The 25,826-nt window shown below is 63.3% G+C and carries 20 protein-coding genes and 3 tRNA genes; 16 read left to right on the top strand and 7 right to left on the bottom strand.

The features are described 5' to 3' along the window. Positions 1-113: 113 nt before the first annotated feature. A complete protein-coding gene (gene glnA / locus AAA969_RS07475) occupies positions 114-1,517 on the bottom strand; it encodes a type I glutamate--ammonia ligase (RefSeq protein WP_338245207.1) in 1,404 nt (467 codons plus the stop codon). 32 nt (positions 1,518-1,549) lie between these two features. Continuing rightward, positions 1,550-1,888 carry a P-II family nitrogen regulator gene (locus tag AAA969_RS07470; protein WP_203294481.1) on the bottom strand — a complete coding sequence of 113 codons (339 nt, stop codon included), beginning with the start codon at positions 1,886-1,888 and terminating at the stop codon, positions 1,550-1,552. Between the two features lie 133 nt (positions 1,889-2,021). Here AAA969_RS07470 and AAA969_RS07465 point away from each other — a divergent pair, with 133 nt between their 5' ends. The 4 genes from AAA969_RS07465 (at position 2,022) to AAA969_RS07450 (ending at position 8,003) form a co-directional block, all read left to right on the top strand. Next, on the top strand, positions 2,022-3,533 hold the full coding sequence (locus AAA969_RS07465; protein ID WP_338245203.1) for an NAD(P)H-hydrate dehydratase: 1,512 nt from the start codon (positions 2,022-2,024) through the stop codon (positions 3,531-3,533). Positions 3,534-3,604: 71 nt separating this feature from the next. Beyond that, positions 3,605-5,881 carry an NADP-dependent malic enzyme gene (locus AAA969_RS07460; protein ID WP_338245201.1) on the top strand — a complete coding sequence of 759 codons (2,277 nt, stop codon included), beginning with the start codon at positions 3,605-3,607 and terminating at the stop codon, positions 5,879-5,881. A gap of 96 nt (positions 5,882-5,977) precedes the next feature. Then, positions 5,978-6,469, top strand: a complete 492-nt coding sequence (locus AAA969_RS07455) for a hypothetical protein (RefSeq protein ID WP_338245198.1) — start codon at positions 5,978-5,980, stop codon at positions 6,467-6,469. A 97-nt stretch (positions 6,470-6,566) separates the two neighbouring features. Beyond that, on the top strand, positions 6,567-8,003 hold the full coding sequence (locus AAA969_RS07450) for an MATE family efflux transporter (RefSeq protein ID WP_338245197.1): 1,437 nt from the start codon (positions 6,567-6,569) through the stop codon (positions 8,001-8,003). Here AAA969_RS07450 and AAA969_RS07445 read toward each other — a convergent pair. Together AAA969_RS07445 and AAA969_RS07440 are read right to left on the bottom strand one after the other, a co-directional pair. After that, positions 8,000-8,608 carry a methyltransferase domain-containing protein gene (locus AAA969_RS07445; protein ID WP_338245195.1) on the bottom strand — a complete coding sequence of 203 codons (609 nt, stop codon included), beginning with the start codon at positions 8,606-8,608 and terminating at the stop codon, positions 8,000-8,002. The two genes, AAA969_RS07450 and AAA969_RS07445, sit on opposite strands and share 4 nt — an antisense overlap. Before the next feature lie 32 nt (positions 8,609-8,640). After that, positions 8,641-9,831, bottom strand: coding sequence for a hypothetical protein (locus AAA969_RS07440; protein ID WP_338245193.1), 1,191 nt, complete (start codon positions 9,829-9,831; stop codon positions 8,641-8,643). Positions 9,832-9,998: 167 nt separating this feature from the next. Here AAA969_RS07440 and AAA969_RS07435 point away from each other — a divergent pair. The 10 genes from AAA969_RS07435 to AAA969_RS07390 all read left to right on the top strand — a co-directional run bounded on the left by AAA969_RS07435 (position 9,999) and on the right by AAA969_RS07390 (position 21,479). Next, positions 9,999-10,083: transfer RNA gene (locus AAA969_RS07435), tRNA-Leu, on the top strand. Positions 10,084-10,198: 115 nt separating this feature from the next. After that, positions 10,199-11,713 (top strand): trigger factor, encoded by a 1,515-nt coding sequence (tig, locus tag AAA969_RS07430; RefSeq protein ID WP_338245191.1) that lies wholly within the window; start codon positions 10,199-10,201, stop codon positions 11,711-11,713. A gap of 190 nt (positions 11,714-11,903) precedes the next feature. Further along, entirely contained in the window at positions 11,904-12,539 is a 636-nt protein-coding gene (locus tag AAA969_RS07425) for an ATP-dependent Clp protease proteolytic subunit (protein WP_338245189.1), read from the top strand. A gap of 162 nt (positions 12,540-12,701) precedes the next feature. After that, positions 12,702-13,973 (top strand): ATP-dependent Clp protease ATP-binding subunit ClpX, encoded by a 1,272-nt coding sequence (gene clpX / locus AAA969_RS07420; RefSeq protein ID WP_338245188.1) that lies wholly within the window; start codon positions 12,702-12,704, stop codon positions 13,971-13,973. Between the two features lie 146 nt (positions 13,974-14,119). Beyond that, positions 14,120-16,528 (top strand): endopeptidase La, encoded by a 2,409-nt coding sequence (gene lon, locus AAA969_RS07415; protein ID WP_338245186.1) that lies wholly within the window; start codon positions 14,120-14,122, stop codon positions 16,526-16,528. A 279-nt stretch (positions 16,529-16,807) separates the two neighbouring features. Continuing rightward, a complete protein-coding gene (pheA, locus tag AAA969_RS07410) occupies positions 16,808-17,962 on the top strand; it encodes a prephenate dehydratase (RefSeq protein WP_338245184.1) in 1,155 nt (384 codons plus the stop codon). Positions 17,963-18,048: 86 nt separating this feature from the next. Then, entirely contained in the window at positions 18,049-18,681 is a 633-nt protein-coding gene (locus AAA969_RS07405; protein WP_338245182.1) for a TetR/AcrR family transcriptional regulator, read from the top strand. 71 nt (positions 18,682-18,752) lie between these two features. Next, a tRNA-Val gene (locus AAA969_RS07400) sits at positions 18,753-18,828 on the top strand. 111 nt (positions 18,829-18,939) lie between these two features. After that, on the top strand, positions 18,940-20,490 hold the full coding sequence (locus tag AAA969_RS07395) for a L,D-transpeptidase family protein (protein ID WP_338245180.1): 1,551 nt from the start codon (positions 18,940-18,942) through the stop codon (positions 20,488-20,490). A gap of 5 nt (positions 20,491-20,495) precedes the next feature. Beyond that, positions 20,496-21,479, top strand: coding sequence for a D-Ala-D-Ala carboxypeptidase family metallohydrolase (locus tag AAA969_RS07390; RefSeq protein WP_338245178.1), 984 nt, complete (start codon positions 20,496-20,498; stop codon positions 21,477-21,479). Here the strand turns inward: AAA969_RS07390 and bioD are convergent. Then, on the bottom strand, positions 21,476-22,141 hold the full coding sequence (bioD, locus tag AAA969_RS07385) for a dethiobiotin synthase (RefSeq protein WP_338245176.1): 666 nt from the start codon (positions 22,139-22,141) through the stop codon (positions 21,476-21,478). The genes AAA969_RS07390 and bioD overlap by 4 nt on opposite strands. Then, a complete protein-coding gene (bioF, locus tag AAA969_RS07380; protein WP_338245174.1) occupies positions 22,141-23,319 on the bottom strand; it encodes an 8-amino-7-oxononanoate synthase in 1,179 nt (392 codons plus the stop codon). The genes bioD and bioF overlap by 1 nt, the downstream gene beginning before the upstream one ends. Positions 23,320-23,362: 43 nt before the next feature. Between bioF and AAA969_RS07375 the strand changes: the two genes are divergently transcribed. Together AAA969_RS07375 and AAA969_RS07370 are read left to right on the top strand one after the other, a co-directional pair. After that, the gene (locus tag AAA969_RS07375; RefSeq protein WP_338245172.1) at positions 23,363-24,658 is read left to right on the top strand and encodes an adenosylmethionine--8-amino-7-oxononanoate transaminase; all 1,296 of its coding nucleotides are present in this window, start codon (positions 23,363-23,365) and stop codon (positions 24,656-24,658) included. 109 nt (positions 24,659-24,767) lie between these two features. Next, positions 24,768-24,844: transfer RNA gene (locus AAA969_RS07370), tRNA-Asp, on the top strand. A 104-nt stretch (positions 24,845-24,948) separates the two neighbouring features. On the opposite strand, the gene AAA969_RS07365 is transcribed toward AAA969_RS07370, so the two are convergent. Next, complete coding sequence (locus AAA969_RS07365; RefSeq protein ID WP_338245170.1) at positions 24,949-25,800, bottom strand: metal-dependent hydrolase; 852 nt, start codon at positions 25,798-25,800, stop codon at positions 24,949-24,951. Positions 25,801-25,826 lie beyond the last annotated feature (26 nt).

The following is a 25,826-nucleotide window of genomic DNA, read 5'->3' as shown; positions in this document are numbered from 1 at the left end:
AGCGAAAGCCTGCGCGCTCGTCGACCGTGTGAGGTGTGCGAGGCGCAAAAGAAAGCGGCCGGGCAAAAGCCCGGCCGCCAACTTGAGCCGTAGCTCTATTCTACCTGCTTGATTTAGCAGGAATAATACATGTCGAACTCAACCGGGTGCGGATGCATTTCGTAACGCAGCACTTCTTCGATCTTGAGGTCGATATAGGCGTCGATCTGGTCGTCATCCATCACACCGCCCTTCTTGAGGAAGTCACGGTCGGCGTCGAGCGATTCCAGTGCCTCGCGCAGCGAACGACACACGGTCGGGATGTCTTTCAGCTCCTGCGGCGGCAGATCGTAGAGGTCCTTGTCCATCGGATCGCCCGGATCGATGCGGTTCTCGATGCCATCGAGACCGGCCATCAGAAGCGAGGCGAAGGTCAGGTACGGATTGCCGGCCGGATCCGGGAAGCGGGTCTCCAGACGCTTGGCGTTCGGGGAGGCAACCCATGGGATGCGGATCGACGCCGACCGGTTGCGGGCCGAATAGGCCAGCAGGACCGGCGCTTCAAAGCCGGGCACGAGGCGCTTGTAGGAGTTGGTCGACGCGTTGGCGAAGGCGTTGATAGCGCGGGCGTGCTTGATGATGCCGCCGATATAGTGGAGGCAGGTTTCCGACAGGTCGGCATAGCGATCGCCGGCGAACATCGGCTTGCCGTCCTTCCAGATCGACTGGTGCACGTGCATGCCGGTGCCATTGTCGTTCCAGACCGGCTTGGGCATGAAGGTCGCGGTCTTGCCATAGGCATGAGCGACCATGTGGACGGTGTATTTGTAGAGCTGCATGCGGTCGGCCATCGTCGTCAGGGACGAGAACTTCATGCCGAGTTCGTGCTGCGCCGGGGCCACTTCGTGGTGGTGCTTTTCCGGATGCAGGCCAAGCTCTTCGAGCACGGTCAGCATCTCGGTGCGCATGTCCTGGCCGCTATCGACCGGGTTGACCGGGAAATAGCCGCCCTTGGGACCCGGGCGGTGGCCCATATTGCCACCTTCGAATTTCGAACCGGTATTGTGCGGCATCTCTTCGCTGTCGAGCTTGTAGCCGGTGTCCTGCTGGCTCGTGGAGTAGCGGACATCGTCGAAGACGAAGAATTCGGCTTCCGGGCCGAAATAGGCGGTGTCGCCAACGCCGGAGGCCTTCAGGAAGGCTTCGGCCTTCTTGGCGGTCGTGCGCGGGTCGCGATTATAGGCTTCGCCCGTGCCCGGCTCGAGAATGTCGGCGAGGATCACAGCGGTCGGCTGCTGGTAGAACGGGTCGACTTCGCAATAGCTGGAGTCCGGCTTGAGCACCATGTCGGACTCGTTGATGGCTTTCCAGCCGGCAATCGACGACCCATCGAACATCACGCCATCTTCAAAGAAGTCTTCGTTGACTTCCGAACGGTCGAAGGTGACGTGCTGCAGCTTGCCGCGCGGGTCGGTAAAGCGCAGGTCGACATACTTGATGTCTTCGTCTTTGAGCTTCTTGAGAATTGCGTCTGACATGGGCCAGGCTCCGGATTTCTGATCAGGTTGGGTTAAAGGGCATCGCGGCCGGTTTCGCCGGTCCGGATGCGGATCACGCTTTCGATCGGGCTGACGAAAATCTTGCCATCACCGATGCGGCCCGTCTGGGCGGCATTCTGAATGGCTTCGACAGCGGCGTCCACACGGTCGGCGGGAAGCACCAGCTCGATCTTTATCTTGGGCAGGAAATCGACGACATACTCAGCGCCGCGATATAATTCGGTATGCCCCTTTTGCCGACCAAAGCCCTTGGCTTCGATGACAGTCAGGCCTTGCACACCGATTTCCTGCAGGGCCTCCTTCACGTCATCAAGCTTGAAGGGTTTGATGATGGCTTCGATTTTCTTCATCACGGACTCCATGATCTCAAGGCGAGGCTAGCGGTCGGGAGCGGTGTGACAAGACAGAAACCGGACGCCGCGGCAGCGCCGGGTTAATATGCCTCACAATCGGGCAGGTCTGCCTCACAATGGTGCGTCGATAATGACTGAGATCCTGGCTACCGCCGACAGCGCCCGTTGCGATCGCTATGCGGTCGAAAACGGCATTGGCTCCCAAACCCTTATGAGCAATGCGGGACACGCGGTTGCGTCTGCGATTCGGGCCCGTTGGGCGCCGCGTCCGGTTCTGGTGCTGGCCGGCCCCGGCAATAATGGCGGGGATGGCCTGATCGCGGCAACCGCCTTGCGGGCGGCCGGCTGGCCGGTACGGGTGGTGTTGTTCGCGGAACCGCAGGATCTTGTCGGGGACGCGGCCTGGGCTCTGGCCGTCTGGGATGCGCCGGTGCTGGCGCCCGAACCGGTGGTCTGGGGCGATGCGGCTCTGGTGGTCGACGCCCTGTTCGGTGCCGGCCTCTCGCGTCCGGTCGCCGGCCTTCCAGCCAGCTGGCTGGACGCCTTGTCGACCCGATCCTGTCCGGTCGTGGCCATTGATCTGCCAAGCGGCATTCGCGGCGACGCCCGACCCCTGTCCGGCATGGCGAGCAAGGCCGATTTGACGGTCACGTTTCACCGTAGAAAGCCGGCTCATGTGATTGAACCTCATGCGGAAATGTGCGGTGAGGTCGAGTGCGCGGACATCGGGGTGCCGCAGGGGTGGGAGGCCGCTATCAGCCCTGTCGCTCAAGAGGTTTTCCGGCCCCGCTGGCGACCGCTTGAGCTTGCCGAAGCCCCTGCGACGCACAAGCACCAGCGTGGCCGGGTCGCTGTGTTCAGCGGCGCGGCCTCGGCGACCGGTGCGGCCCGCCTGTCTGCCCTTGCCGCGCTGCGCGCCGGTGCCGGCCTGGTGACGATCTGTTCGCCGCCGGCGGCCATGCTGGTCAATGCCGCGCGGCTCACCGCGGTCATGCTGGCGCGCTGGGAAGGCGGTCCCGACACGCGCCGTGTTCTGGAGGAGCTGCGCGCGGAGGCGGCCGTTCTCGGACCAGCGATGGGCGTCGGCGAGGCAACACGCAATGCCGTGCTGGCAGCGCTAGAAACAGGTCTTCCCCTGGTCCTCGATGCCGATGCCCTGACCAGTTTTGAGCAGGCCCCCGAGGCGCTGCTGACCCGCCTGCATCCGGCCTGTGTCCTGACGCCCCATATGGGAGAGTTCGCGCGCCTGTTCGGCGAGCACGACGCCGAGGCCAACAAGATCGAGCGCGCCCAGGCCGCCGCCGAGGCCTGCTCCTGTACCGTTCTCCTGAAAGGACCGGCGACGGTCGTGGCGTCACCGGGCGCGGTGCCCCTGATCAATCGCCATGCCAGTCCCTGGCTTGCGACCGCCGGAAGTGGTGATGTGCTCGCGGGGATCGTGGCAACAGGTCTGGCCGCCGGGATGTCACCGCATGACGCGGCAGCGTCTGCTGCCTGGCTGCACGGGGATGCCGGTCGGCGGCTGGGTGCCGGATTGGTGGCCGAGGATCTGCCGGACTGTCTGCCGCAAGTCCTCAGAGCCTTGGCCGACAGCCACCGCCGCGAGGCGGCGTTCAGCCATCTGCTCACGCATGGAAGCTAAGCGTTTGCGGGGCTTGGAAGTTGTGCCGGACCGGTACATGGTCGGCCAACGTCCGTCGCCCGGGGGATATCATGGCTGAATCGACTTATCGCGCAGACACGCAACTCGACGCTGACGCGCTCGCCTTCCACATGAAGCCGACGCCCGGCAAGCTGGCGGTCACTGCGACCAAGCCAATGGCGACCCAACGCGATCTGGCCCTGGCCTACAGCCCCGGCGTCGCGGCCCCGGTCCGCGCGATCGCGGAGGATCCGGATACGGTTTACGACTATACCTCCAAGGGAAACATGGTCGCCGTTGTCTCGAACGGAACGGCGATTCTCGGCCTCGGCAATCTTGGGCCGGCAGCCTCCAAGCCGGTGATGGAAGGCAAGGCGGTCCTGTTCAAGCGTTTTGCCGATATCGACGCGGTCGACATCGAGGTCGACTACACCGATCCGGACAAGTTCATAGACTGCGTTCGCGGCTTTGGTGACACCTTCGGCGGGATCAATCTGGAAGACATCAAGTCCCCGGAATGCTTCGAGATCGAGACGCGCCTGCGCGAAGAGCTCAACATCCCGGTCTTTCACGATGACCAGCACGGTACGGCCATCATCGCGGCGGCCGGTCTGATCAATGCCTGCGACCTCACTGGTCGCCGCATGGAGGACCTCAAGGTCGTCCTGTGTGGCGCTGGCGCCGCGGGCCTGACTGTCCTCGAACTCATCGAGTCGATGGGCGTGAAGTCGGAAAACACGATCGTCGTCGATATTGACGGTGTCGTTTATGAAGGCCGTCCGGGCGGTCATGACCGTCTCAACAAACACGCAATCAAGACCGACAAGCGCACGCTTGCGGATGCCGCCGAGGGTGCTGACGTGCTGCTCGGACTTTCTGCTGCAGGCGTTTTCACAAAGGCCATCGTGGCCTCGCTCGCGCCCAATCCCATCATCTTCGCGATGGCCAATCCGCGTCCCGAGATTACGCCGGAGGAGGTCAGGGAAGTTCGCGATGATGTGATCATGGCAACCGGTCGGTCGGACTACCCGAACCAGGTCAATAACGTCCTCGGCTTCCCGTATATTTTCCGTGGCGCCCTCGATGTGCGCGCCCGGACGATCAATGAGGAGATGAAGATCGCGGCGGCGCGTGCCCTGGCAGCCCTGGCGCGCGAGGATGTGCCGGATGAGGTCGCGCAGGCCTACAAAGTCGACCGGCTTCAATACGGTCCCGATTACATCATTCCGACACCCTTCGATCCGCGGCTGATCTCCTGGGTGCCCCCTTTTGTGGCGCAAGCGGCGATTGATAGCGGTGTGGCTCGCAAGCCGCTCGAGGATGTCGAGGCGTACAAGCACGGCCTGGCGCGTCGCCTTGATCCGACCGCCGCCGTCCAGCAGCGGATATCGGCCTCGATCCGGGCTGAGCAGAAGACGATTGTCTTCGCCGAGGGCGAGGAGCCGGCGGTTATCCGCGCCGCTCACGCCTTTCAAACCCAGGGGCTCGGCAAGGCCATCCTGGTGGCGCGTGAGGATGTTGTCGCGGCGAACATGAAAGACCTCGGGATCCCGGCCGGATCGCTGGAGGTCTGCAATGCGCGCCTGTCCGAATACAATTCGGATTATTCCGATTATCTCTATGAGCGGCTGCAACGGCAGGGCTATTTGCGTCGTGACGTGCAGAGGCGGGTCAATAACGACCGGAATGTCTTCTCGGCCTGCATGCTGAAAATGGGTCATGCCGACGGCATGGTCACAGGCGTGACGCGTCACTCCAACGTCGTCATGAACGATGTCGAGTTGGTCCTCGACCCGATCAAGGGCAGCCGACCGGTCGGCGTCACGATTGCCGTGACGCGCGGGCGCAGCCTCGTCATTGGTGATACCTCGGTCACCGAATTCCCGGATGCCGAGGCGCTGGCCGAGATTGCTGTCGTGACGGCCAATGCCACGCGCCGCTTCGGGATGACGCCACACCTGGCCTTTCTGTCCTATTCGAGCTTCGGCAACCCGCCGGGTGAGCGGACCACCAAAATCCAGCAGGCTGTTGAGATCCTCGATGGCCAGGGTGTCGACTTTGAGTATGAGGGGGAGCTGGCTGCCGATGTCGCGCTCGACCCGGAGCATCATAAGCTCTACCCGTTCTCGCGTCTCACCCAGCCGGCCAATGTGCTGATCATGCCCGCCATCCATTCGGCGTCTATCGCCGTTCGTCTGCTCAAGGCAGCGGGGGGAGCGACGGTGATCGGCCCGATGCTGGTGGGGCTGGAGAAACCGGTTCAGATCGCGCGGCTTGGTGCCAGTGTGACCGATATTGTCAATCTGGCTGGCATCGCGGCATTTGACCTGAACAAGGCGAGTGGCTGAAGACCCGGCAACCAGGTTGCCCTGAACCTTGGTTTAAGGGGTGGTGTTCCAAACTCCCTCCGCACAGTTTCGGGGAGGAACAGCCATGCTCTGCCAATGCTGATGATTGCACCGGGCAATATCGGTGTCGCTTTTGTTGCCGCCGTTTTGGGCTCGACTCCGGTTCTCGTTCAGGAGCCGGGCGCCCCGCTCGCCGGGCAGGAGTGGTCTGTCCGGCTTGAATACGGGTTCAGTGACGGCGGGAGCTGGACCTTCGCCTTCCAGTCCAATGGGTGTATCGAGATCGAGTGGTCGAACGGAACGCCGGAGGGGCAGTCGTCCTGTGCCTCGCAGTTCGCGGTCACCGGTATCGATCACGGATTCGATGGCAGCTCGACCGCTGACATCGTGTTTTCCTACGAGGACTTCATCTATGCGGCCGGATCCCAGGGGTACGTGCCTCTGCAAGGGACGGCGAGCGGGGAGACGCGGTGCACCGCGTTCTCCGTGCCGGATATCGGCGAGCAGCTTGCCGATCCGGACTGCGCCATGCCACCCCTGCAGGACGCCGATGACATGGCACGGTGGACCGTCACGCGAACACGATAACCGATCCACACGTCTTCACAGCGATTTGACAGCCAGGCACTGCAGACAGGCTGTGCCGTTCCTATCTATGCTTGCCTGCGAGTGAAGAGGGGACAGCATGGCAGGACGATCAGCACGTGACATGACCGAAGGTCCGGTCTTCGGCCATATCCTTCGCATGCTCCTGCCGATGAGTTTCGGCATTCTGGCCATGATGCTGGTCGGGATCGTCGACACCTATTGGGTCGGCACGCTGGGTACGGCCCAGCAGGCGGCTGTCCAGATGAGCTTCCCGGTCACCATGCTCGTCATGAGTGTCTCGATCGGACTTGGCGCCGGCGCGGTTTCAGCGGTTTCACGCGCCGCGGGCCGCAAGGAGGGCGGACCAAGCCTCGCCCGCATCTCGACCGATGCGATGACATTGGCGCTGGTGTCGGTCGGTGTTGTCTCGCTTTTGGGGGTGATCTTCGTCGAGCCGATATTCCGCGGGCTTGGCGCCAGCGACACCATGTTGCCCCATGTGGTTGACTATATGACGGTTTGGTTCGCCGGCATTGTCCTGATCGTCGGCCCCATGGTCGCCAGCAATATCCTGCGTGCCTTGGGCAATGCCGTCATCCCGAGCCTGATGATGATCGCTGCGGCGTTCGTTAACCTGATCCTCGACCCGATCTTCATTCTTGATGACGTGTTCGGTCTCTTCCCGGGCCTTGGCTGGGGCGTGTCGGGCGCGGCTCTGGCGACCGTGGCTGCAAATGCGGTGACCTTTGCGATGGTCGGCTGGTATCTGGTCGTGAAGGAAAAGCTGATCGATTTCAAACCGGAGGATCTCGGGGAGGTCTGGCACCACTGGCGCGATATTGCCCGGGTCGGCATGCCGGCCTGCCTGTCGAATATCTTCAATCCTCTGGCCATGACGGTCGCCATGTCCGGTCTGGCGATGGCGCGCTTCGGCGATGCGGCTGTCGGTGGCCTCGGGGTTGCGGGGCGGATCGAGGCCTTCGCCATCGTGCCCCTGTTCGCGCTTTCGGCGAGCATCGGCGCGGTGACCGGTCAGAATGGCGGTGCCGACCGTCTTGATCGGGTGCGCGAGGCTTTCCGGTCGAGTTTTCTCTTCTGCATCGGCTGGAGCCTGACGATTGCCGTTATCCTGTGGATCGCGGCGCCCTGGCTGGCCATGCTCTTCCTGCCAAGCGAGACCGGCCAGTCGGCGGCAATCGCGTATTGGCGCATCGTTCCGGTGACGATTGCCGGCTATGGTATCACGATCGCGGCCTCGGCCGGGTTCAACGGGCTGGGCCGTCCGGCCCATGGGATGGTGATCACCGCTGGCCGGGCCCTCGGCTTGATGATCCCCGGCGTTGTCATTGGCGGGCTTTGGCTGGACGCTCCGACCGGCGTGATCTGGGGAGTCGCGCTGGCCAATATTCTGGCCGGCACTGCCGCCGGGATCTTTGTGCTCACAAAGGCGCCGATGACGGCCAAGCACGGGCGCAAGCGCAAGCCGCGGGCCGCCGCGGTATCCGAGCCAGCGGTAGTCCAAGACACTCCCTAACGCCGGATCAGGACGGCTCCGAGCTCGGGTTTGCCGTTGAGGCGAGGGTGTGGCCAGGGCTTGATCTCGTCGTCGGCGGGCCAGATCCATCGCGTTTCGGGAAACAGGTCGTGCATCACATCGATCGGGCAGCCATAGGGCGGTCCACCGCGCTCATCCTTTTGCATGAAAAGCGCGTGCAGGCGCCCGCCCGGTCTGAGCCAGCGGGTCAGGGCGCTCTCATAAGCTTGCCGCAGGCGCGGATGGATGGCGCACAGAAAGGTCTGCTCATAGACAAGATCGAGGGGTGTTCCGGGCTGCCAGGCGAGAACGTCGCCCGTGACCAGATCGGCGCGCTGCCCCGCGGTGGCAAACTTCTCCGACTGCCAGGCGATGGCGGTCTCGGACAGGTCCGCTCCGGTGACCGTCAGCCCGGCCTCTGCAAAAGCCAGCAATTCCTGAGATCGGCCACATCCCGGTATCAGGACATGCTCGCCGGGACGAAACGCTTTCGTCTCGCGCCAGTGGAGGAAAGCGGGATGCAGGGCACCGCGTTCCCACGGCGTGTCATCGTCGCGAAAGCGCGTCTCCCAGTCGAACGGTGTGCGGTCTTCGTCAAGGCTCATGCCGGCACTATCCGGCGATGTAGCGACTGCGTCTAGGCTGCTTTGTGCACACGGCAGATATCGACGATCGACAGGGGTTGGGTCGGCGAAGGGCTGGTTCGGTCCGGGATTACGGCCTGGCCCGAAAAGAAACGAATCCCGCTGGTCATTCCAGCCTTCAGAACCAGAAGGTCCCGCACATCATGAAGATAGCTTGCAGCCTTCAGCGCGATGCCGGCCTTGACCATCCGGTTCAGGGCCTTGGCATCGTGATCGAGCAGACCTTCGGAATTGGCGTTGACGGGTGGCGGCGCGGAGCAGGAGAACAGGCTGACCCCGACTCCGTCGAAGATTTCCAGGCCTGTTTCACCAAACGGGATCTCGGCCATCAGACCGACCCCGCTCGGCGCGAGCTCTGCCAGCGCGCTGGCCTGAGCGGCCAGCTGACCGCTGAGACCGTCAATTCGCACGAGAAGGCGTTTGCGCAGGGGGACAGGCAGGGTGTCCAGTATCGCCATCAGCTCGGCTCTCTGCACGCTGTCTGACCAGCAGCTGGCATGGATGGCGACCCGCAAACGGATGCGCTTTTGTCGGCTCGCCATTGCGAGGATCATCTCGATCGCCGCGCCGAGCGCACAGGCGTCAAGCTCGAACTGGCTGGCCTTGGCCATCCCTGTCGAGATCGCCCTTCGGCCCTCGAGTGCGCGGCCGCCGATGACCACTTTGGGCAGGCAGGCATTGAAGGCAACGGCCTGCTTTTGCGCGTCCCAGATCGGTCGATAGTGCGCAATCACCTCATTCTCGCGGCACTCCGAGGTGGCCCGGGTGCGGGGCAGGGGGCGCAGCGCCGGCGCCTCCGCAGGCGCAGGTTTCGCCGCTTGCGCGAGGTTTGTGATGTCATCCGCGTCGACGCGGCTTGCCGTGCTCTCGACGGCCAGTGGCCGGGTCTCGGGATCGCCCAGAAAGAAGGTCATCAGGGCATCATTGAGGGCGGCCAGAACCGCCGCAGGGTCATCGGGTGCCTTCGCGAACAGGACCAGAAAGCCCTCTTCGCACGGGATCACCGCATCGTCCGCGCCCAGGCGATTGACGAGAAACTGGGTGGCCGCGGTGAAGACCTTCTTGCGCACGCTCGGCCAGTTCTCGCCAGCCCGTTCCTGAACGGCTGCCAGGTTGAGAAGCCGGAATTGCCCGACATCGATACGCTCTCCCGCGGCCAGGGCCCGGCGAATGAAGGTTTTCAAGTCAGCAGCCATCTCGGACCGTTCAGCATCTCGGAGGGCTGCATTGTGTACCGGCAATGCTTAAGGCCGGATTGATCGGGCGAGAGCCCTGTGCAGCCGGTATTCCGGCAAGCGCATTCAGCCTCTTGCCTGGCCCGCAAAGCCAAGCGATAACGCCGGCCCGACATGCGGATGTGGCGGAACTGGTAGACGCGCCAGATTTAGGTTCTGGTGCCGAGAGGCGTGGGGGTTCGAGTCCCTCCATCCGCACCACGGTGACACCGAACCGCTCCACAGCGTTGCACACGCCGAATCCGCGTGACATAACGCGCGCTCGATTTTGCCCGCGGTTTCGACCGCCCCTTTGTCTGAACACTAAGGCTAACCCATGAACGTCATCGAGAAAGCTACCGAAGGCTTGAGCCGCACTTATGAGATCGTCATTCCGGCCGACGATCTGCAAGCTCGCCTGGCTGCGAAGATCGAAGAGATCCGTCCTGAAGTCCGCCTGAAGGGTTTCCGCCCGGGCAAGGTGCCGACCAGCCACATCCGCAAGATGTTCGGTGAGAGCATCATGGGCGACCTGCTCAACGAGCTGGTGCCGGAAACCACCCAGAAGACCCTGGACGAGAAGAAGCTTCGCCCGGCCTCGCAGCCGGACATCTCGGTGACCAGCGATGCCAAGGACGTGATGGGCGGCAAGGCCGACTTCGTGTTCGAGATCGCCCTGGAAATCATGCCCGACTTCGAGCCGGCCGACCCGTCCAAGCTGTCCGTGACCCGCCCGGTCGCCGATGTCGAGGATGCGGAAGTCAATGAAGCGCTCGAGCGCCTGGCCAATGAGAGCCGTGAGTTCGCCGCCAAGAAGGGCGGCAAGAACGCCAAGGCGGAAGAGGGCGATGTCGTCGTCATCGATTTCGTCGGCAAGCTCGACGGCGAAGTCTTCGAAGGCGGTTCTGCCGAAGATGCGCGTGTCGCCATCGGCGATGGCGCCTTCATTCCCGGTTTCGAAGAGCAGCTGCTCGGCGCCAAGGTCGGCGAAGAGCGCGAACTCAATGTGACCTTCCCGGAAAACTACCAGGCCAAGCAGCTGGCCGGTAAGGCCGCCGTGTTCGAAGTGACCGTGAAGGGCCTCGAGGCTCCGCAGGACGCCAAGGTTGATGATGAGCTCGCCAAGCGTCTCGGTCTTGAAGACCTCGACAGCCTGAAGGACGCGCTGACCAAGCGTTTTGCCGGCGAGCATGGCCAGCAGTCACGCATGAAGGTCAAGCGCGACCTGCTCGACAAGCTCGATGCCGAGCACAGCTTCGACCTGCCGCCGAAAATGGTGGAAGCCGAATTCGAGAATATCTGGCGCGAAGTGGCTCACGCGATTGAGCATGATCACCTCGAGGAAGACGACAAGAACAAGTCGGAAGACGAGCTCAAGGCCGAGTATCGCGAGATCGCCGAGCGCCGCGTGCGTCTGGGTCTGGTCCTCGCCGAGATCGGCCGTCGCAACAATATCGATGTGACCCAGGAAGAACTGTCCCGCGCCATCAACCAGGAAGCGGTGAAGTATCCGGGCCAGGAGCGTCAGGTGGTCGAGTTCTACCAGAAGAACCCGAATGCCGTCGCCCAGATGCGTGCCCCGATCTACGAGGAGAAGGTCGTCGACTACATCCTCGAGCTGGCCAATGTGACCGAGACCAAGGTCTCCAAGGACGCGCTCTACGCTGACGAGGACGAGGCGCCTGCGAAGCCGGCCAAGAAAGCTGCTGCCAAGAAGCCGGCAGCAAAGAAGGCCGCAGCCAAGAAAGCTCCGGCCAAGAAGGCTGACGCGAAGGATGAGGCGGCTGCCAAGAAGCCTGCCGCGAAGAAAAAGGCACCGGCCAAGAAGCCGGCTGCCAAGAAAGATGCGTAGTCACTCACGCGTTTCGCAATGACACAACGCCGGCGCTTGATCAGCGCCGGCGTTTTTTCGTTTCGGCACCCTTTGGCAGGTGCTGCTGCACCGCGCGCCTTGCCTGATAGTTCGACGCCCGCAATAGTTCGAACATCCCGTCTGATGAGAATCGGCCCGATCCCGGTGCCGTCACCCCAAGGAGCGCGACATGCATGATCCCCAGGACGTAATGATGAATCTGGTTCCGATCGTCGTCGAGCAGACAAGCCGCGGCGAGCGCTCTTTCGACATCTATTCGCGCCTCCTCAAGGAGCGTATCATTTTCATCACAGGTCCCATCGAGGACCATATGGCGAGCCTGATCATCGCCCAGCTTCTCTTCCTCGAGTCCGAGAACCCGAAGAAAGAGATCTCGATGTATATCAACTCGCCGGGCGGGGTGGTTTCAGCTGGTCTCGGCATTTACGACACGATGCAGTACATCCGCTCTCCGGTGTCGACGATGTGTCTGGGCATGGCAGCCTCGATGGGCTCGCTGCTGCTGACGGCCGGTGAAAAGGACATGCGCTTTGCGGCGCCGAATGCGCGGATCATGGTGCACCAGCCGTCCGGCGGGTTCCGCGGCCAGGCTTCGGACATTGAGCGCCACGCGGCCGATATCCAGAAGATCAAGCGGCGCCTCAACGAGATCTATGTGCACCACACCGGTCGCACCTATGACGAGATCGAAACAGCGCTTGATCGCGACAACTTCATGTCGGCGCAGGAAGCCCTTGAATTCGGCCTGGTCGACAAGGTGATCGAGCGTCGCGCATCGGACGAGAAGGAAGGTTCTGACAGCTAGCGCCGGACCGGGATGCAGGCATGATGCTTGATCGGCACTGCATCCTTGTGATCGAATGCGCAGCAGCAGAAATCTTTCGCTAAAGTTCGGCCTTGATTTTGCACAAGGCTGAAAGCGAAAGCAGGCATCGTTGCGATGCCTGCGGGTTGGAATGGAGCGGTCATGAGTAAGACGACGGGCGGAGACAGCGAGTCGAAGAACACCCTCTACTGCTCTTTTTGTGGAAAGAGCCAGCACGAGGTTCGCAAACTGATCGCCGGTCCCACGGTGTTCATCTGTGATGAATGCGTCGAGCTCTGCATGGATATCATCCGCGAGGAGAACAAGTCCTCGCTGGTGAAGTCCAAGGAAGGCGTGCCTTCCCCGCAGGAAATCTTCAACGTGCTCAACGATTATGTGATCGGTCAGGCGCACGCCAAGCGCGTTCTCGCGGTGGCCGTGCACAACCATTACAAGCGCCTCAATCACGCGGCCCAGAACTCCGATGTGGAACTGGCGAAGTCCAACATCCTGCTGATCGGTCCGACCGGTTGCGGCAAGACCCTGCTCGCGCAGACCCTTGCCCGCATCCTCGATGTCCCGTTCACGATGGCGGACGCCACCACCCTGACCGAAGCCGGCTATGTCGGCGAGGACGTCGAGAATATCGTGCTCAAGCTGCTGCAGTCGGCCGACTACAATGTCGAGCGGGCCCAGCGCGGCATCGTCTATATCGACGAGATCGACAAGATTTCGCGCAAGTCTGACAATCCCTCGATCACGCGTGACGTGTCGGGTGAGGGCGTCCAGCAAGCGCTCCTGAAGATCATGGAAGGCACGGTCGCTTCGGTGCCGCCGCAGGGTGGCCGCAAGCATCCGCAGCAGGAATTCCTGCAGGTGGACACGACCAATATCCTGTTTGTCGTCGGCGGCGCCTTCGCCGGCCTCGACAAGGTGATCTCGCAGCGCGGCCAAGGGTCCTCGATCGGCTTCGGAGCCGATGTCCGCGAGCCCGATGCCCGCCGCACCGGTGAAATCCTGCGCGAAGTCGAGCCGGATGACCTGCTGCGTTTCGGCCTGATCCCGGAATTCGTCGGTCGTCTGCCGGTCATTGCGACGCTGGAAGATCTCGATGTCGGTGCGCTGGTGCAGATCCTGACCGAACCGAAGAACGCGCTGGTCAAGCAGTATCAGCGCCTGTTCGACATGGAAGGTGTTGGCCTCACCTTCACCGAAGACGCACTCAAGGGTATCGCCAACCGGGCCATTGCCCGCAAGACGGGTGCCCGTGGCCTGCGCTCGATCATGGAAGGCATCCTGCTGGAAACCATGTTCGATCTTCCAGGCATGGAAGGCGTCGAGGAGATCGTCGTCAACGGCGAAGTCGTCGAGGGAAATGCCAAACCGCTGTCGATCTATGCCGAGCGCAAGGATGACAAGCGGGAGGGTGCTTGACCTTTCGGGGTCGCGTCGCCACCTCTTGAGGCAGGCCGGAACGCCGGGCGTGGTGCATCGCACGCACGTTCGGCAAATCCGATTTGAGTCCTGATCTGTAAAAGGTCTGAACGCGCTCCCTCCGAGTGAGCGCGCATGGAGCAAGCATGTCCACCACGAAGACACTCCCCCTTCTGCCGCTGCGCGACATCGTCGTGTTCCCGCACATGATCGTGCCGCTCTTTGTCGGGCGCGAGAAGTCGGTCAAGGCGCTTGAAGAGGTCATGAAAGCCGACAAGCAAATCCTGCTGGCGACCCAGCGGACTGCGTCGGACGACGAACCCAGCGCCAGTGCGATCCACACCACCGGTGTGATCGCCTCTGTCCTGCAATTGCTGAAATTGCCTGACGGCACCGTGAAAGTGCTCGTTGAGGGCGGCGTTCGTGTCGAGATCAGCGCCTATACCGAGCGCACGGATTTCTATGAAGCCGTCTGCGACGTGATCGAGGAGGATCCGGGCGACGTCTCGGAGCTGGAAGCGCTGATGCGCACCGTCTCCTCGAAGTTCGACGATTACGTCAAGCTGAACAAGAAGGTGCCGCCGGAGGCGCTGGCCTCGCTGTCCCAGATTCGCGAGCCGGGCAAGCTGTCCGACTCCATCTCGGCACATCTGGCCGTCAAGATCGAGGAGAAGCAGTCGCTTCTCGAAGAGCCGGATGTGACCCGGCGTCTCGAGCGTATTCTCGGCCTGATGGAAGGCGAGATCGGCGTACTGCAGGTCGAGAAGAAGATCCGCTCACGCGTCAAGCGTCAGATGGAAAAGACCCAGCGCGAATATTACCTGAACGAGCAGATGAAGGCGATCCAGCGCGAACTGGGTGAGGGCGATGACAGCCGCGAGGAGCTGGCCGAGCTGGAAGACAAGCTGGCCGACGCCAAGCTCTCCAAGGAGGCCCGTACCAAGGCCGATGCCGAGTTCAAGAAGCTCCGCAATATGAGCCCGATGTCGGCCGAGGCCACAGTCGTGCGCAATTATCTCGACTGGATCCTCTCGGTCCCGTGGGGCAAGCGCAAGCGCCTGAAGTCTGACCTGGGGCGGGCCGAAACCGTGCTCGAGACGGATCACTATGGTCTCGAGAAGGTCAAGGAACGCATTCTAGAACACCTGGCCGTGCAGGCGCGGACCAAGAAGCTGAAGGGACCGATCCTGTGCCTCGTCGGCCCTCCGGGCGTCGGCAAGACGTCACTGGGCCGCTCGATCGCCAAGGCGACCGGTCGCGACTTCGTGCGTATGTCGCTTGGCGGCGTGCGCGATGAAGCCGAGATCCGCGGTCACCGCCGCACCTATATCGGCTCCATGCCGGGCCGCATCATCCAGTCGATGAAGAAGGTCAATTCGTCCAATCCGCTCTTCCTGCTCGATGAGATCGACAAGCTTGGCGCCGACTATCGCGGTGACCCGGCCTCGGCCCTGCTCGAAGTGCTGGATCCGGAACAGAACGCCAATTTCAACGATCACTATCTGGAGGTCGATTACGATCTTTCGGACATCATGTTCGTGACCACGGCCAACACGCTCAACCTGCCGCAGCCGCTTCTGGACCGGATGGAAATCATCCGCATTGCTGGCTATACCGAGGATGAGAAGGTCGAGATCGCCAAACGCCACCTTCTGCCCAAGCAGATGAAGAACCACGCGCTCAAGGAGAGCGAATGGTCGCTGTCCGAGGACGCGATCCGGGATCTCATCCGCTATTACACCCGCGAGGCCGGGGTCCGGAATCTCGAGCGCGAGATTGCCAATCTGGCTCGCAAGTCGGTGGTCCGTATCGAGCGCGGGGCGGCGGCCTCGATCGCCATCACGTCGGAAAACCTTGGTGAATTCGCCGGCGTCCGCAAACATCGCTTCGGCGAGACCGAGGATCATGACCAGGTCGGTATCGTGACCGGTCTGGCCTGGACCGAGGTTGGCGGTGACCTGCTGACCATCGAAGCGGTTCGGATGCCGGGGCGCGGCAAGATGATGGTGACGGGCAATCTGCGCGACGTGATGAAGGAGTCGATTTCCGCGGCCAATTCCTTCGTCCAGTCCCGTGCTCCGTCGCTGGGTATCAAGCCGACGATTTTCCGCGCGGCCGACATCCATGTTCACATGCCGGAGGGCGCCACGCCGAAGGACGGTCCCTCGGCCGGTGTCGGCATGATGACAGCCATTGTGTCGGTGCTGACCGGAATTCCGGTTCGCAAGGACATCGCCATGACAGGCGAGATCACCCTGCGCGGCCGCGTCCTGCCGATCGGTGGCCTCAAGGAGAAGCTTCTTGCGGCCCTGCGGGGTGGCGTGAAAACCGTGCTCATCCCCAAGGACAATGAAAAGGACCTCGCCGAGATCCCGGACAATGTCAAAGAGGGAATGGAGATCATCCCGGTCGAAACCGCTGACGAGGTTCTGATGCGTGCCTTGGTCGAGCCGGTGGAGCCTGTCGAGTGGACGGAGGCCGACGAAGCAGCGCTGGCCGCCATGGCGGCCCAGCAGGGCCCGGATGGCGGCACGGGTCAGCCGATCGCCCACTAGTCCCGCTAACTCGTTTCATTTGAAACAATCTTGGCCGGAGGCGACGTCTCCGGCCATTTTTGTGCAAAAATATGCGGGCAATGCGGTGAAAGTGGATTGACCATGCGTGGGCCTGTCGCCACTGTTTGCCCATGATCAAAGCGACCTATCTCTTTGCTGGCTATTTTACCAACGTGACCCGATCGGGGGCGGTGGCCGGCTAGCATGTGCGACAGCGCAGCGTAACCAGGGCCTCCCCCAAGGGGAGGCCCTTTTCTTTTGCCCGAAGGGACGACGAGCATGACGACGGAAATGACGCGGGACGATATCCGCATGGCGATCAGCGAGATCGATCATCAGCTGATTGACGCCATCGCGCGTCGCTCGGATCTGGTGGAGGAAATCCTCAAGGCCAAGGCGCGCAGCGGCAGCCCGGTGCGGGACCGGGAACGCGAGCGCGAAGTCCTGCGCAACGCGGTTCAGCAGGGTGCCGAAAAGGGCGTTCCGGCGGAGCTCGTCGAAACGCTCTTCCATGCCCTGTTCGAAGCCTCGATCCGCCGTCAGCGGCAGCAATTCGACTCCCTGCGCAATGACGAGCTCAACGAAGCCACGGTCGCGTATCTGGGCGGGCCGGGCAGCTACAGCCATATCGCGGCGCAGAAGGTATTCCAGCGTCACAATGCAACGGTCATCCCGTCGCCCAAGCGCGACTTCGTCTCGATCTTCCGGGCGGTCGAGAATGCCGAGGTCGATTACGGCGTGATCCCGATCGAGAACACCACGACCGGATCGATCAATGAGGTGTATGACATCCTGATCAATTCCCACACGCAGATTATCGGCGAGTTTCTGCTTCGGGTTGACCATTGCCTCGTGGGCCGGGCGAGCGGGAAGGGGCGTGTTCGCCGGGTCTTCGGGCACCCGCAGGCGCTGGCCCAGTGCCGTCGCTATATCGCTTCGCACCCCGAGCTTGAGACCCACATGGCCGCGTCGACAACCCGGGCGCTGGAGCGGCTGTTGGAAGATGACGATACGGCGGTCGCCGTCGCCGGCGAGGATGCGGCGCGCCTGTTCGGCATGGATATCCTGGAGCGCAATGTTGGTGACCACGAGCAAAACATTACCCGCTTCATCGTGATCGGTCGCAAGGCCAAGCTCCCGACACGGGAAGTGGAGTGCAAGACCTCGATGATGTTCACCACCCGCGACACGCCCGGTTCGCTGGTCGATGCGCTGATCGGCTTCCGCGACAACGGCATCAACCTGGTCAAACTCGAGTCGCGCCCGATCGCCGGCAATCCGTGGGAGGAGATGTTCATAATGGATGTCGAGGGACATCTGGAAGATGCCAAGATCCGCGAGTCGATGTCGGTCCTCGAGCAGCATACCCGCGAGATCAAACTGCTCGGGTGCTACGCCATGGATGCGATCGACAAGGTGTCGGCCGCCGAATAGCCCGTATCCGTCGGCCCTGTCCGGGCGCGGTTTGAGAGGCATTGTTCCGGGCGCGCTGGCGGAGTATCAGTTGCGGGATGAAAGACTTGGCGGAAAAGACACGGCCTCGCGGCCGCCCGGCGCTGGCTCCCGAAGTCCGGGGCGAGGCACTGGCGGCGGCCGGTGCCTTGCTCGCCGAGCAGGGCCTGAAGGGCATGAAGGCGCGAACCATTGCCGAGCGGGCCGGGTTGAGCGTCGGGTCGATCTACAAGCTTTTCGGCGATATCGATGATCTCGTTCGCGAGCTCAACATGCAGACCTATCGCGATGTCGCGGCGCACCACCAGCAGGCTCTGGCCACTGCCGGTCTCGACCAGGCGGATGTGCACGGCCGGATCATGGTTCTGGCGCGGGCCTATGTCGAGTTCGTGACGACCCATGATGCACGCTGGCGGGCCTTGCTGGCGTTCAACCGGCGTCAGGCCTCCGAGGCGCCGGGCTATTATACCGCTTTCGAGGACCAGCTCTTCCGCATCATCACGGACGTGCTGGCGCCTGCGCCCGGCCTTGAGGACCCTGCTGATCGGGAGCGGTCGGCACGAGCGATCTGGGCCGCTGTGCACGGTATCGTCCTGATCGTTCTGCCCAATGCCAGCTATGAGGATCCGGTGGCCACGGCGTTGACGCAGATCGAGATGATTGTCGGTGCCTTCATCCGGGATGCTGCAGCGCGTCGGTAAGACGGGCTTGCGCCGGCGTCCCGCTAGGCATTAGAAGCGCGTACTCGCCCGTCAGACGGGCGCCGGTATCCGGGCGGTTAGCTCAGCTGGGAGAGCATCTCGTTTACACCGAGAGGGTCGGGGGTTCGAGCCCCTCACCGCCCACCATACCGGCTGACAGCCGGGTCGCCATCGCGGCGCGATAAACGGCATCCATTAATTCGGTAGTTCTAAGAGGCACGGCGTCCTAGGCTTGTGTTCAGTGGATTGGAGCCTCCCATGCGCCGCATACTCGTGAGCACCGCCTTCGCGGCATTGGCTGTCGCCACGATGCCGATCGCCTCGGCAACCATCCTTGCCGATTGCCGCGCCTGCGAGACAGCGGAGCGCTTTTATGCGGGCCGTGAGGGTCAGCCAGCTTGGACTGGACCCGTGAATGCGCCGCTCTTCGAGGCCTTGCGGGAGGCAGTGAGGGGCGCCGCTGCGCATGGTCTCGACCCTGCCGACTATCACCTGGCGGCGCTGGAAGCGATTGATCCCCGGATGGCCGACCAGCAGGCCGATGAGCTTGCGACAGATGCCTACCTCACCCTTGCGGCACATCTCCTGTCGGGGCGGCTCGATCCGGTCGCCATCGAGCCGGACTGGACCGCGGCGCGGCGCGGCCGTGATCTCGCTGCCTACCTCCAGGGCGCCTTGTCGAGTGGGGCGATCGAGGAGAGCCTCGAGGCGCTGGCCCCGGCCCAGCCGGGCTATGCCGCGCTACAGGGAGCGCTTGCCCATTATCGCGAGCTTGCGGAGGCCGGGGGCTGGCCGCAAATCGACGCCGGCCCGACCCTGCGGCCTGGCGAGCGTGGTCCGCGGATTGCCCAGTTGCGAGCCCGTCTTGTCGCTACCGGTGATGTGGCGCCTGCGGAAGAGGGACAGGACATCGAGGTCTACGATGACGCCCTGGAGGCTGCTGTCCGGCTCTTCCAGCGTCGGGCTTCGCTCGATTCCGACGGGGTGGTCGGCGCGCGCTCGCTAATCCAGCTGAATCTGACCGCTGCCGACCGGGTTGACCAGCTTGAAGCAAACCTGGAGCGGTGGCGCTGGTTGCCCGAGGACATGGGGCGCCGCCATATCCGCGTGAATATCGCCGATTTCAGCCTGGAGGCGCGCGCCGATGGCGTGGTGGAGCGGCGCCATGATGTGATTGTGGGGCGGCTTTTCCGGCGCACGCCGGTCTTTACCGGCAGCATGTCCTATCTGGTGGTCAATCCTTGGTGGGAGACGCCGCCCAGCCTTGCCGTCCGGGACAAGCTTCCCGCCTTCCGGGCAGACCCCTCTGCCGTGGAACGTCTCGGCTTTCAGGTTATTGATCGCTCGGGCGCAATCGTCGACCCGGCGACGATCAACTGGGCGGAAACGCCGGCCAGCGGCTTTCCTTACCGGCTGCGTCAGGCGCCGGGGCCGCTGAACGCGCTGGGCGAAATCAAGTTCATGTTTCCCAACCCGCACAATGTCTATCTGCATGATACGCCGACCCGCGGTCTGTTCGCGCAGACGCGCCGGGATTTCTCGTCGGGCTGCGTGCGGGTCGCTGACCCGCTGGCCTTGGCGCAATGGGTGCTGCAGGAGACCCCGGACTGGACCCCGGCGCGGCTCAGCCAGGTCGCCGCGACCGATAATGAGACCCGTGTCCAGCTCGCACGTTCGGTACCGGTACACATACTTTATTTCACCGCTGTCCCCGATGAGACGACTGGCGTCCGCTTCGTGGACGACATATATGAGCGGGACGGGAATTTGATCGCGGCAATGGAGATGGCTCCGCCGCCCTTGGAGTAGCGTGCTTGAGCGCAACCCTTTTCGGAGTCGGTCTGACCGGACTGCTCCTCGTATCGTCACCGGCAACGGTCGATGCTGTAAACCCGCTCCCGGTGGAGCGGCCCATCGTGGCAAGCCCGCCCGCGTTTGACCCTGGCCATGCCGCCTTCAACCTGACCACCGGTGACGGGCTGGACATCGGCCTGTCGGTCTTTGCGCTGTTCTTTGCGCCGGGCGAGACGCTCGCCCTTCATGCGTCCGAGGCGTTGAGCTGGATTGATGTGCATGGCGAACAGGCGGCGACGGATGATCTGCGCTGGACGGCGCCGGACGAACCCAGCCTGACCACCGTCACGCTCCGCTCGGCGGCCGGCGACGAGATGCAGCTCAACCTCGTTGTCATGCGCCGCGTCGAGGCCGATAGCGGGGACAGCATCAATGGCTTTGCCATCGGACAATACCCGCAGCAACCCTATCGCGGCGAGGAGGCCTACCGGGCACCGGACAGCTTCATCGAGTTCATGCCGGGTCTCGAAGACCTCGCGGTCTCGCCGCACTTCCGTCTGGGCCAGTTCCTGTGCAAGCAGGAGGGTGAGGGGGAGGCGCGCTATCTGGTCCTGTCCGAACGCCTGATCCTGAAGCTTGAACGCATTCTGGAGGCCAGTAATGCGCGCGGTTGGCGGACGGACAGTTTCACCGTCATGAGCGGCTATCGGACCCCGGCCTACAATGCCGGTCTCGGCAATGGCGAGAATTCGCGCCACATCTATGGCGGCGCCGCAGACATCTTCATCGACACCGATGGTGATGGCGTGATGGATGACCTCAATGGTGACGGCGTCCTTGATCGCCGGGACGCGGCGGCCCTGTTCGACCTGGTCGAGGCGCTTGCGGCGGCAGAGGACCAGGACTGGCAACCCGGCGGGCTCGGCGAATATGCACCGAACGCGCATCACGGCGCCTTTGTACATGTCGATGAGCGGGGCTGGCGCGCCCGATGGGGGCGCTAGTCGAGCTGGGTCTCGGTGGCGCGCTCGAACAGGTCGATTAGCGCTGCCGGTCCGGTCTCGTCAAAAATTCGCACATCGGCGCGCGGCGCAAACCGGGCAATGGTGCGGGCGGTTTCGGTGATGGGTGTGTCGCTGCGCGGGTGATCGTTGAGGATCACGGTACAGCGGCCGTCCAGTGCCCGAAGGGCTGTCAGCGTGTGCGAGATGGTCCCGAGATAGCTGCCTGCCACCACGACCGGGTGCGCATCCAGTTCGCGGATCAGATCGAGGTTCAGACCGTCACTGGCGATCGGTGACATCACACCACCCGCGCCTTCGATCACGGTCGGCATCTCGCGATCGATATGATCGAGGCACCAGCCGACGACCTGGTCCAAAACCAGCTCACGGCGTTCCTTGCGCGCGGCGAAGTCCGGCGAGACCGGCGCCCTGAAACGCCAGGGCGAGACGGCCTGTACGCCTTCTCCGGTCAGAGGTTCGCCATTGGCCCGCATCAGCCGGATGGTGTCGGTGTCATTCAGTGCGGACGGGTCGAAGCCCGAGATCACCGGCTTGAGCACCCGCATCGTGCGACCGCTCTCACGCCAAGCGCGGATGAGGGCACACAGGATGTGGGTCTTGCCGATATCGGTGCCGGTTCCGGTAAAAAAGAGCGGTCGCATTACTCGGCAGCCTCGGTCGTTTGGCGAATGGATTGAAGGGCGGCAGCCAGGCGGTCCATGTCCGCCTCGCTGTGTGCCGCGCTGATCGTGATACGCAGGCGCGCTGTGCCCTCCGGCACGGTCGGTGGGCGAATGGCAGCGACGAGGAAGCCATCCTCCTGAAGCGCCCGCGAAGCGGCCAGCGCGCTGTCTGCGTGACCCAGCACGATCGGAATGATGGGAGATGTCGGGGTCGGTAATCCGAGACGGGCGCAGAACCGGCGCGCCAGCTGCATCGGGCGTTCGCGCAGGGCGGTGTCGCTTTCGATGAGGTCGAGTGCGGCAAGCGCGGCCGCGATGCTGGCCGGAGGCAGCGCCGTCGTGAAGACAAGCGGGCGGGCGCGACTGCGCAGCAGGTCGCACACCGCGCGCGAGGCGCACAGATAGCCTCCATAGCTTCCCAGCGCCTTGGACAGGGTTCCCATCTGCAGCGGGGCGAGGGCCGGAGGCTGGAAGCTGTGACCAGTGCCGCGCCCCTCGCCAAGAATCCCGACCCCGTGCGCATCATCAACCAGCGCCCAGGCATCGAATTTTGCGGCCAGCTCGAGCAGGGCCGGAAGCGGCGCCAGGTCGCCATCCATCGAGAACACGCCGTCAGTCAGGATCATCGCGTGGCGGCAGTCAGCGCGGAGCCGGGTCAGACGGGTTTCCAGATCGACCATGTCATTATGGCCAAAGATCTCGACCCGGGCGCCGGACAGGCGCGCACCGGCATGCAGGCAGGCATGGGCGAGCGCGTCAATGAGCACCAGGTCTCCGGGGCCGACCAGCGCCGGCGTGACCGCGAGGTTGGTGAGATAGCCTGACCCGAAGACGAGGCAGTCTTCGCTGCCCTTGAAACGAGCCAGACGCGATTCGAGTTCGAACAGGAGCGGATGGCCGCCCGTGACCAGCCGCGAGGCGCCGGAGCCCGCGCCATAGGTGGCGGTCGCGGCGCGTGCGGCCTCAATCACCACGGGGTGTTGGCTGAGGCCCAGATAATCGTTGGAGCAGGCATTGACCAGGCGTTGTCCGTCGCGCTCGACCAAGGCGCCGCCCAGAGGGCGCGTCTCATGGGTCTGACGCCGCAACTGGCGCCGGTCCAGTTTGGCCAGCTTGTCAGCTGCAAAACGCTCAAGGGAAGCACAGGCGGGTGTCATACAAAGCCTGTCGCACAGAATGGGGGCCTGCTAAAGCCTCCTCATGATGCCGACTACAGACGGGCCTGGTTTCGTGGCCACCGAACACGCGCTCTGGCGACCCTATGCGCAGATGAAGACCACACCGCCGGCCCTGCCGGTGGTCAGTGCAGAAGGCGTGCGCCTGACGCTGGCGGACGGGCGCCAGCTGATCGACGGCGTCTCGTCCTGGTGGACGGTGTGCCACGGCTATCGGCACCCCCACATCATCGATGCGGTCAAGCGTCAGCTCGACGCCGTACCGCACGTCATGCTCGGTGGCCTGACCCATGACCCGGCCGAACGCCTTGCTACCCGTCTGGCGGCCCTGGCACCGGGCGATCTCAACCATGTCTTCTTCAGTGAGTCGGGATCGGTCTCGGTCGAGATCGCCATGAAGATCGCGGTCCAGTCCTTCATCAATCGCGGCGAACGGGGCCGGACCCGCTTTCTGGCCTTTCGCGGCGGTTATCATGGCGACACGCTGGCGACGATGTCGGTGTGCGACCCGGAGGAGGGCATGCACGCCCTGTTTGCCGGCGCGATCGCCCGTCAGGTGATCGCCGACCTGCCGGTCGATGCCGACCGCATCGACAGTCTCGCCGTCTTGCTGTCCGAACAGGCCGACACGCTGGCCGGTGTGGTCGTCGAGCCGCTGGTTCAGGGTGCGGGCGGCATGCGCTTTCATGATGCGGCAACGCTGCAGGCCTTGCGCAATCTGAGTGACCAGCACGGGCTGCCACTGATCTTTGATGAGATCATGACCGGCTTTGGCCGACTGGGAACGCTGTTTGCGGCGGAGAAGGCCGGCGTCACACCAGACATCATGACGGTCTCCAAGGCGCTCACCGGCGGCACACTGCCCCTGGCCGCGACGATCGCCTCGACCCGCCTGTTCGAGACCTTCTGGGGCGAGGATCCCGGCCGGGCTTTGATGCATGGCCCGACCTATATGGGCAATCCTGCGGCCTGTGCGGCGGCCAATGCCTCGCTCGACCTGTTCGAGCGGGAGCCGCGTCTGGCCCAGGTCCATGCCATCGAGGCCATGTTCGCCGCGCTTCTGCCCGAGGCGCGGGCGCTGCCAGGCGTTGTCGATGTGCGCTGGCAGGGCGCCATCGGGGTGATCGAGATGGAGAGCCTGCCCGAGCTCGAGATCCTGAAGGCCAGTTTCGTGGATGCCGGGGTCTGGGTTCGCCCCTTCAACACCATCATTTATCTGATGCCGCCCTACGTCATCAGTGCGGAAGATCTGGAACATCTGATCCGGACGACCCTGCGCGTGACCGAGGCGTGGGCAAGGCGTCATTTTTCACGCGTTTGAGCCGTCGCTGCAATCGATCTGCATTCCCTCTGCAAAGCGTGCTGAAACCCGCTTGACCCGACCGCGCTCTGCCCATAAACAACGCACCTCGCTTCGGCGAGACGCCTTTGCGGGTGTAGCTCAGTTGGTTAGAGCGCCGGCCTGTCACGCCGGAGGTCGCGGGTTCGAGTCCCGTCACTCGCGCCATTCCTTTCCGGTTCGGAAAAGATGGTCAGACGCAAAAACGGCCGCCCCCCGGGGCGGCCGTTTGCGTTTCGGATCAGGGTCCGGTGGACGCGAGTCCGGTTTCGTCACTCGGCGGCGACCGGCTCGGCCAGATCATATTGGGCTTCGGCACCGGCGATCAGGTCCCGGTCGTCGATCTGCCAGGGGTGAAAGCCGGGCTGGAAATAGGACAGCCAGGGCAGCAGCACCCGGCGCAGCAGTCCCGGGCGCCCCCAGAGATACCAGGCGAGACCGGCCCGCGCCTTGAAACCCGTAATGCCGTCCTGGGCCAGCAGGTTAAGGCTTTCGCGCCAGCGCTTGAGCACGAAATCCTTGGAGACACGGGCGAATACGGCGCATCGAATGCCCCAGCGCTTGATCGGTTTCACATCGCGCATGATGTGGGCATAGGTATCGAACGCGACGCTCTTATGCTCGATCTCCTCGATCGCGTGCCACAGCCACATCCGCGCCGATTCGCTGTCCGTGTTCGCGTAGAGGGATGGGTCCTTCAGGGCAAGGTGGGCGAAGATGGCGGTGAAATGCTCCAGCGAGACGGTGATGCTGAGCTGTGCCACCGGATGGCCTTCGCGGGCCTCGGCCAGACTGTCCTCGACCTGTTTGATCGCGTCCGTGACGTCGTAGCCGTCATCGATCACCCGTTTGTTGAAGCTGTTGTGCTCGCGGGTGTGGAAAGCTTCCTGGCGGACGAAATCCTTGATCTGCGCGGCAAGCGGGGCGGGGACGTCCTTCTGGAAGCGACGGACACTCTCAATGAAGAAGGTCTCGCCGGCCGGGAAGGTGATTGACAGCGCATTGTGCCAGGCGGTCGCATAAGCGTCGCCGCCCAGCCACCAGCGCGGACGGGAGGCGTGGTCCGTGAATTTGCGGTTCCGCGGCGTGATGATTAGATCGTCAGGCGTGGCAGTACGGGCCATGTGTGGCTCCAGGCAGGTGGCGGCCC

This window comes from Maricaulis maris (assembly GCF_036322705.1).
GTDB classification, from domain to species: domain Bacteria; phylum Pseudomonadota; class Alphaproteobacteria; order Caulobacterales; family Maricaulaceae; genus Maricaulis; species Maricaulis maris_B.
The sequence above is the reverse complement of the archived record's forward strand: the minus strand, read 5'-3'. Positions and strand labels throughout refer to the sequence as shown.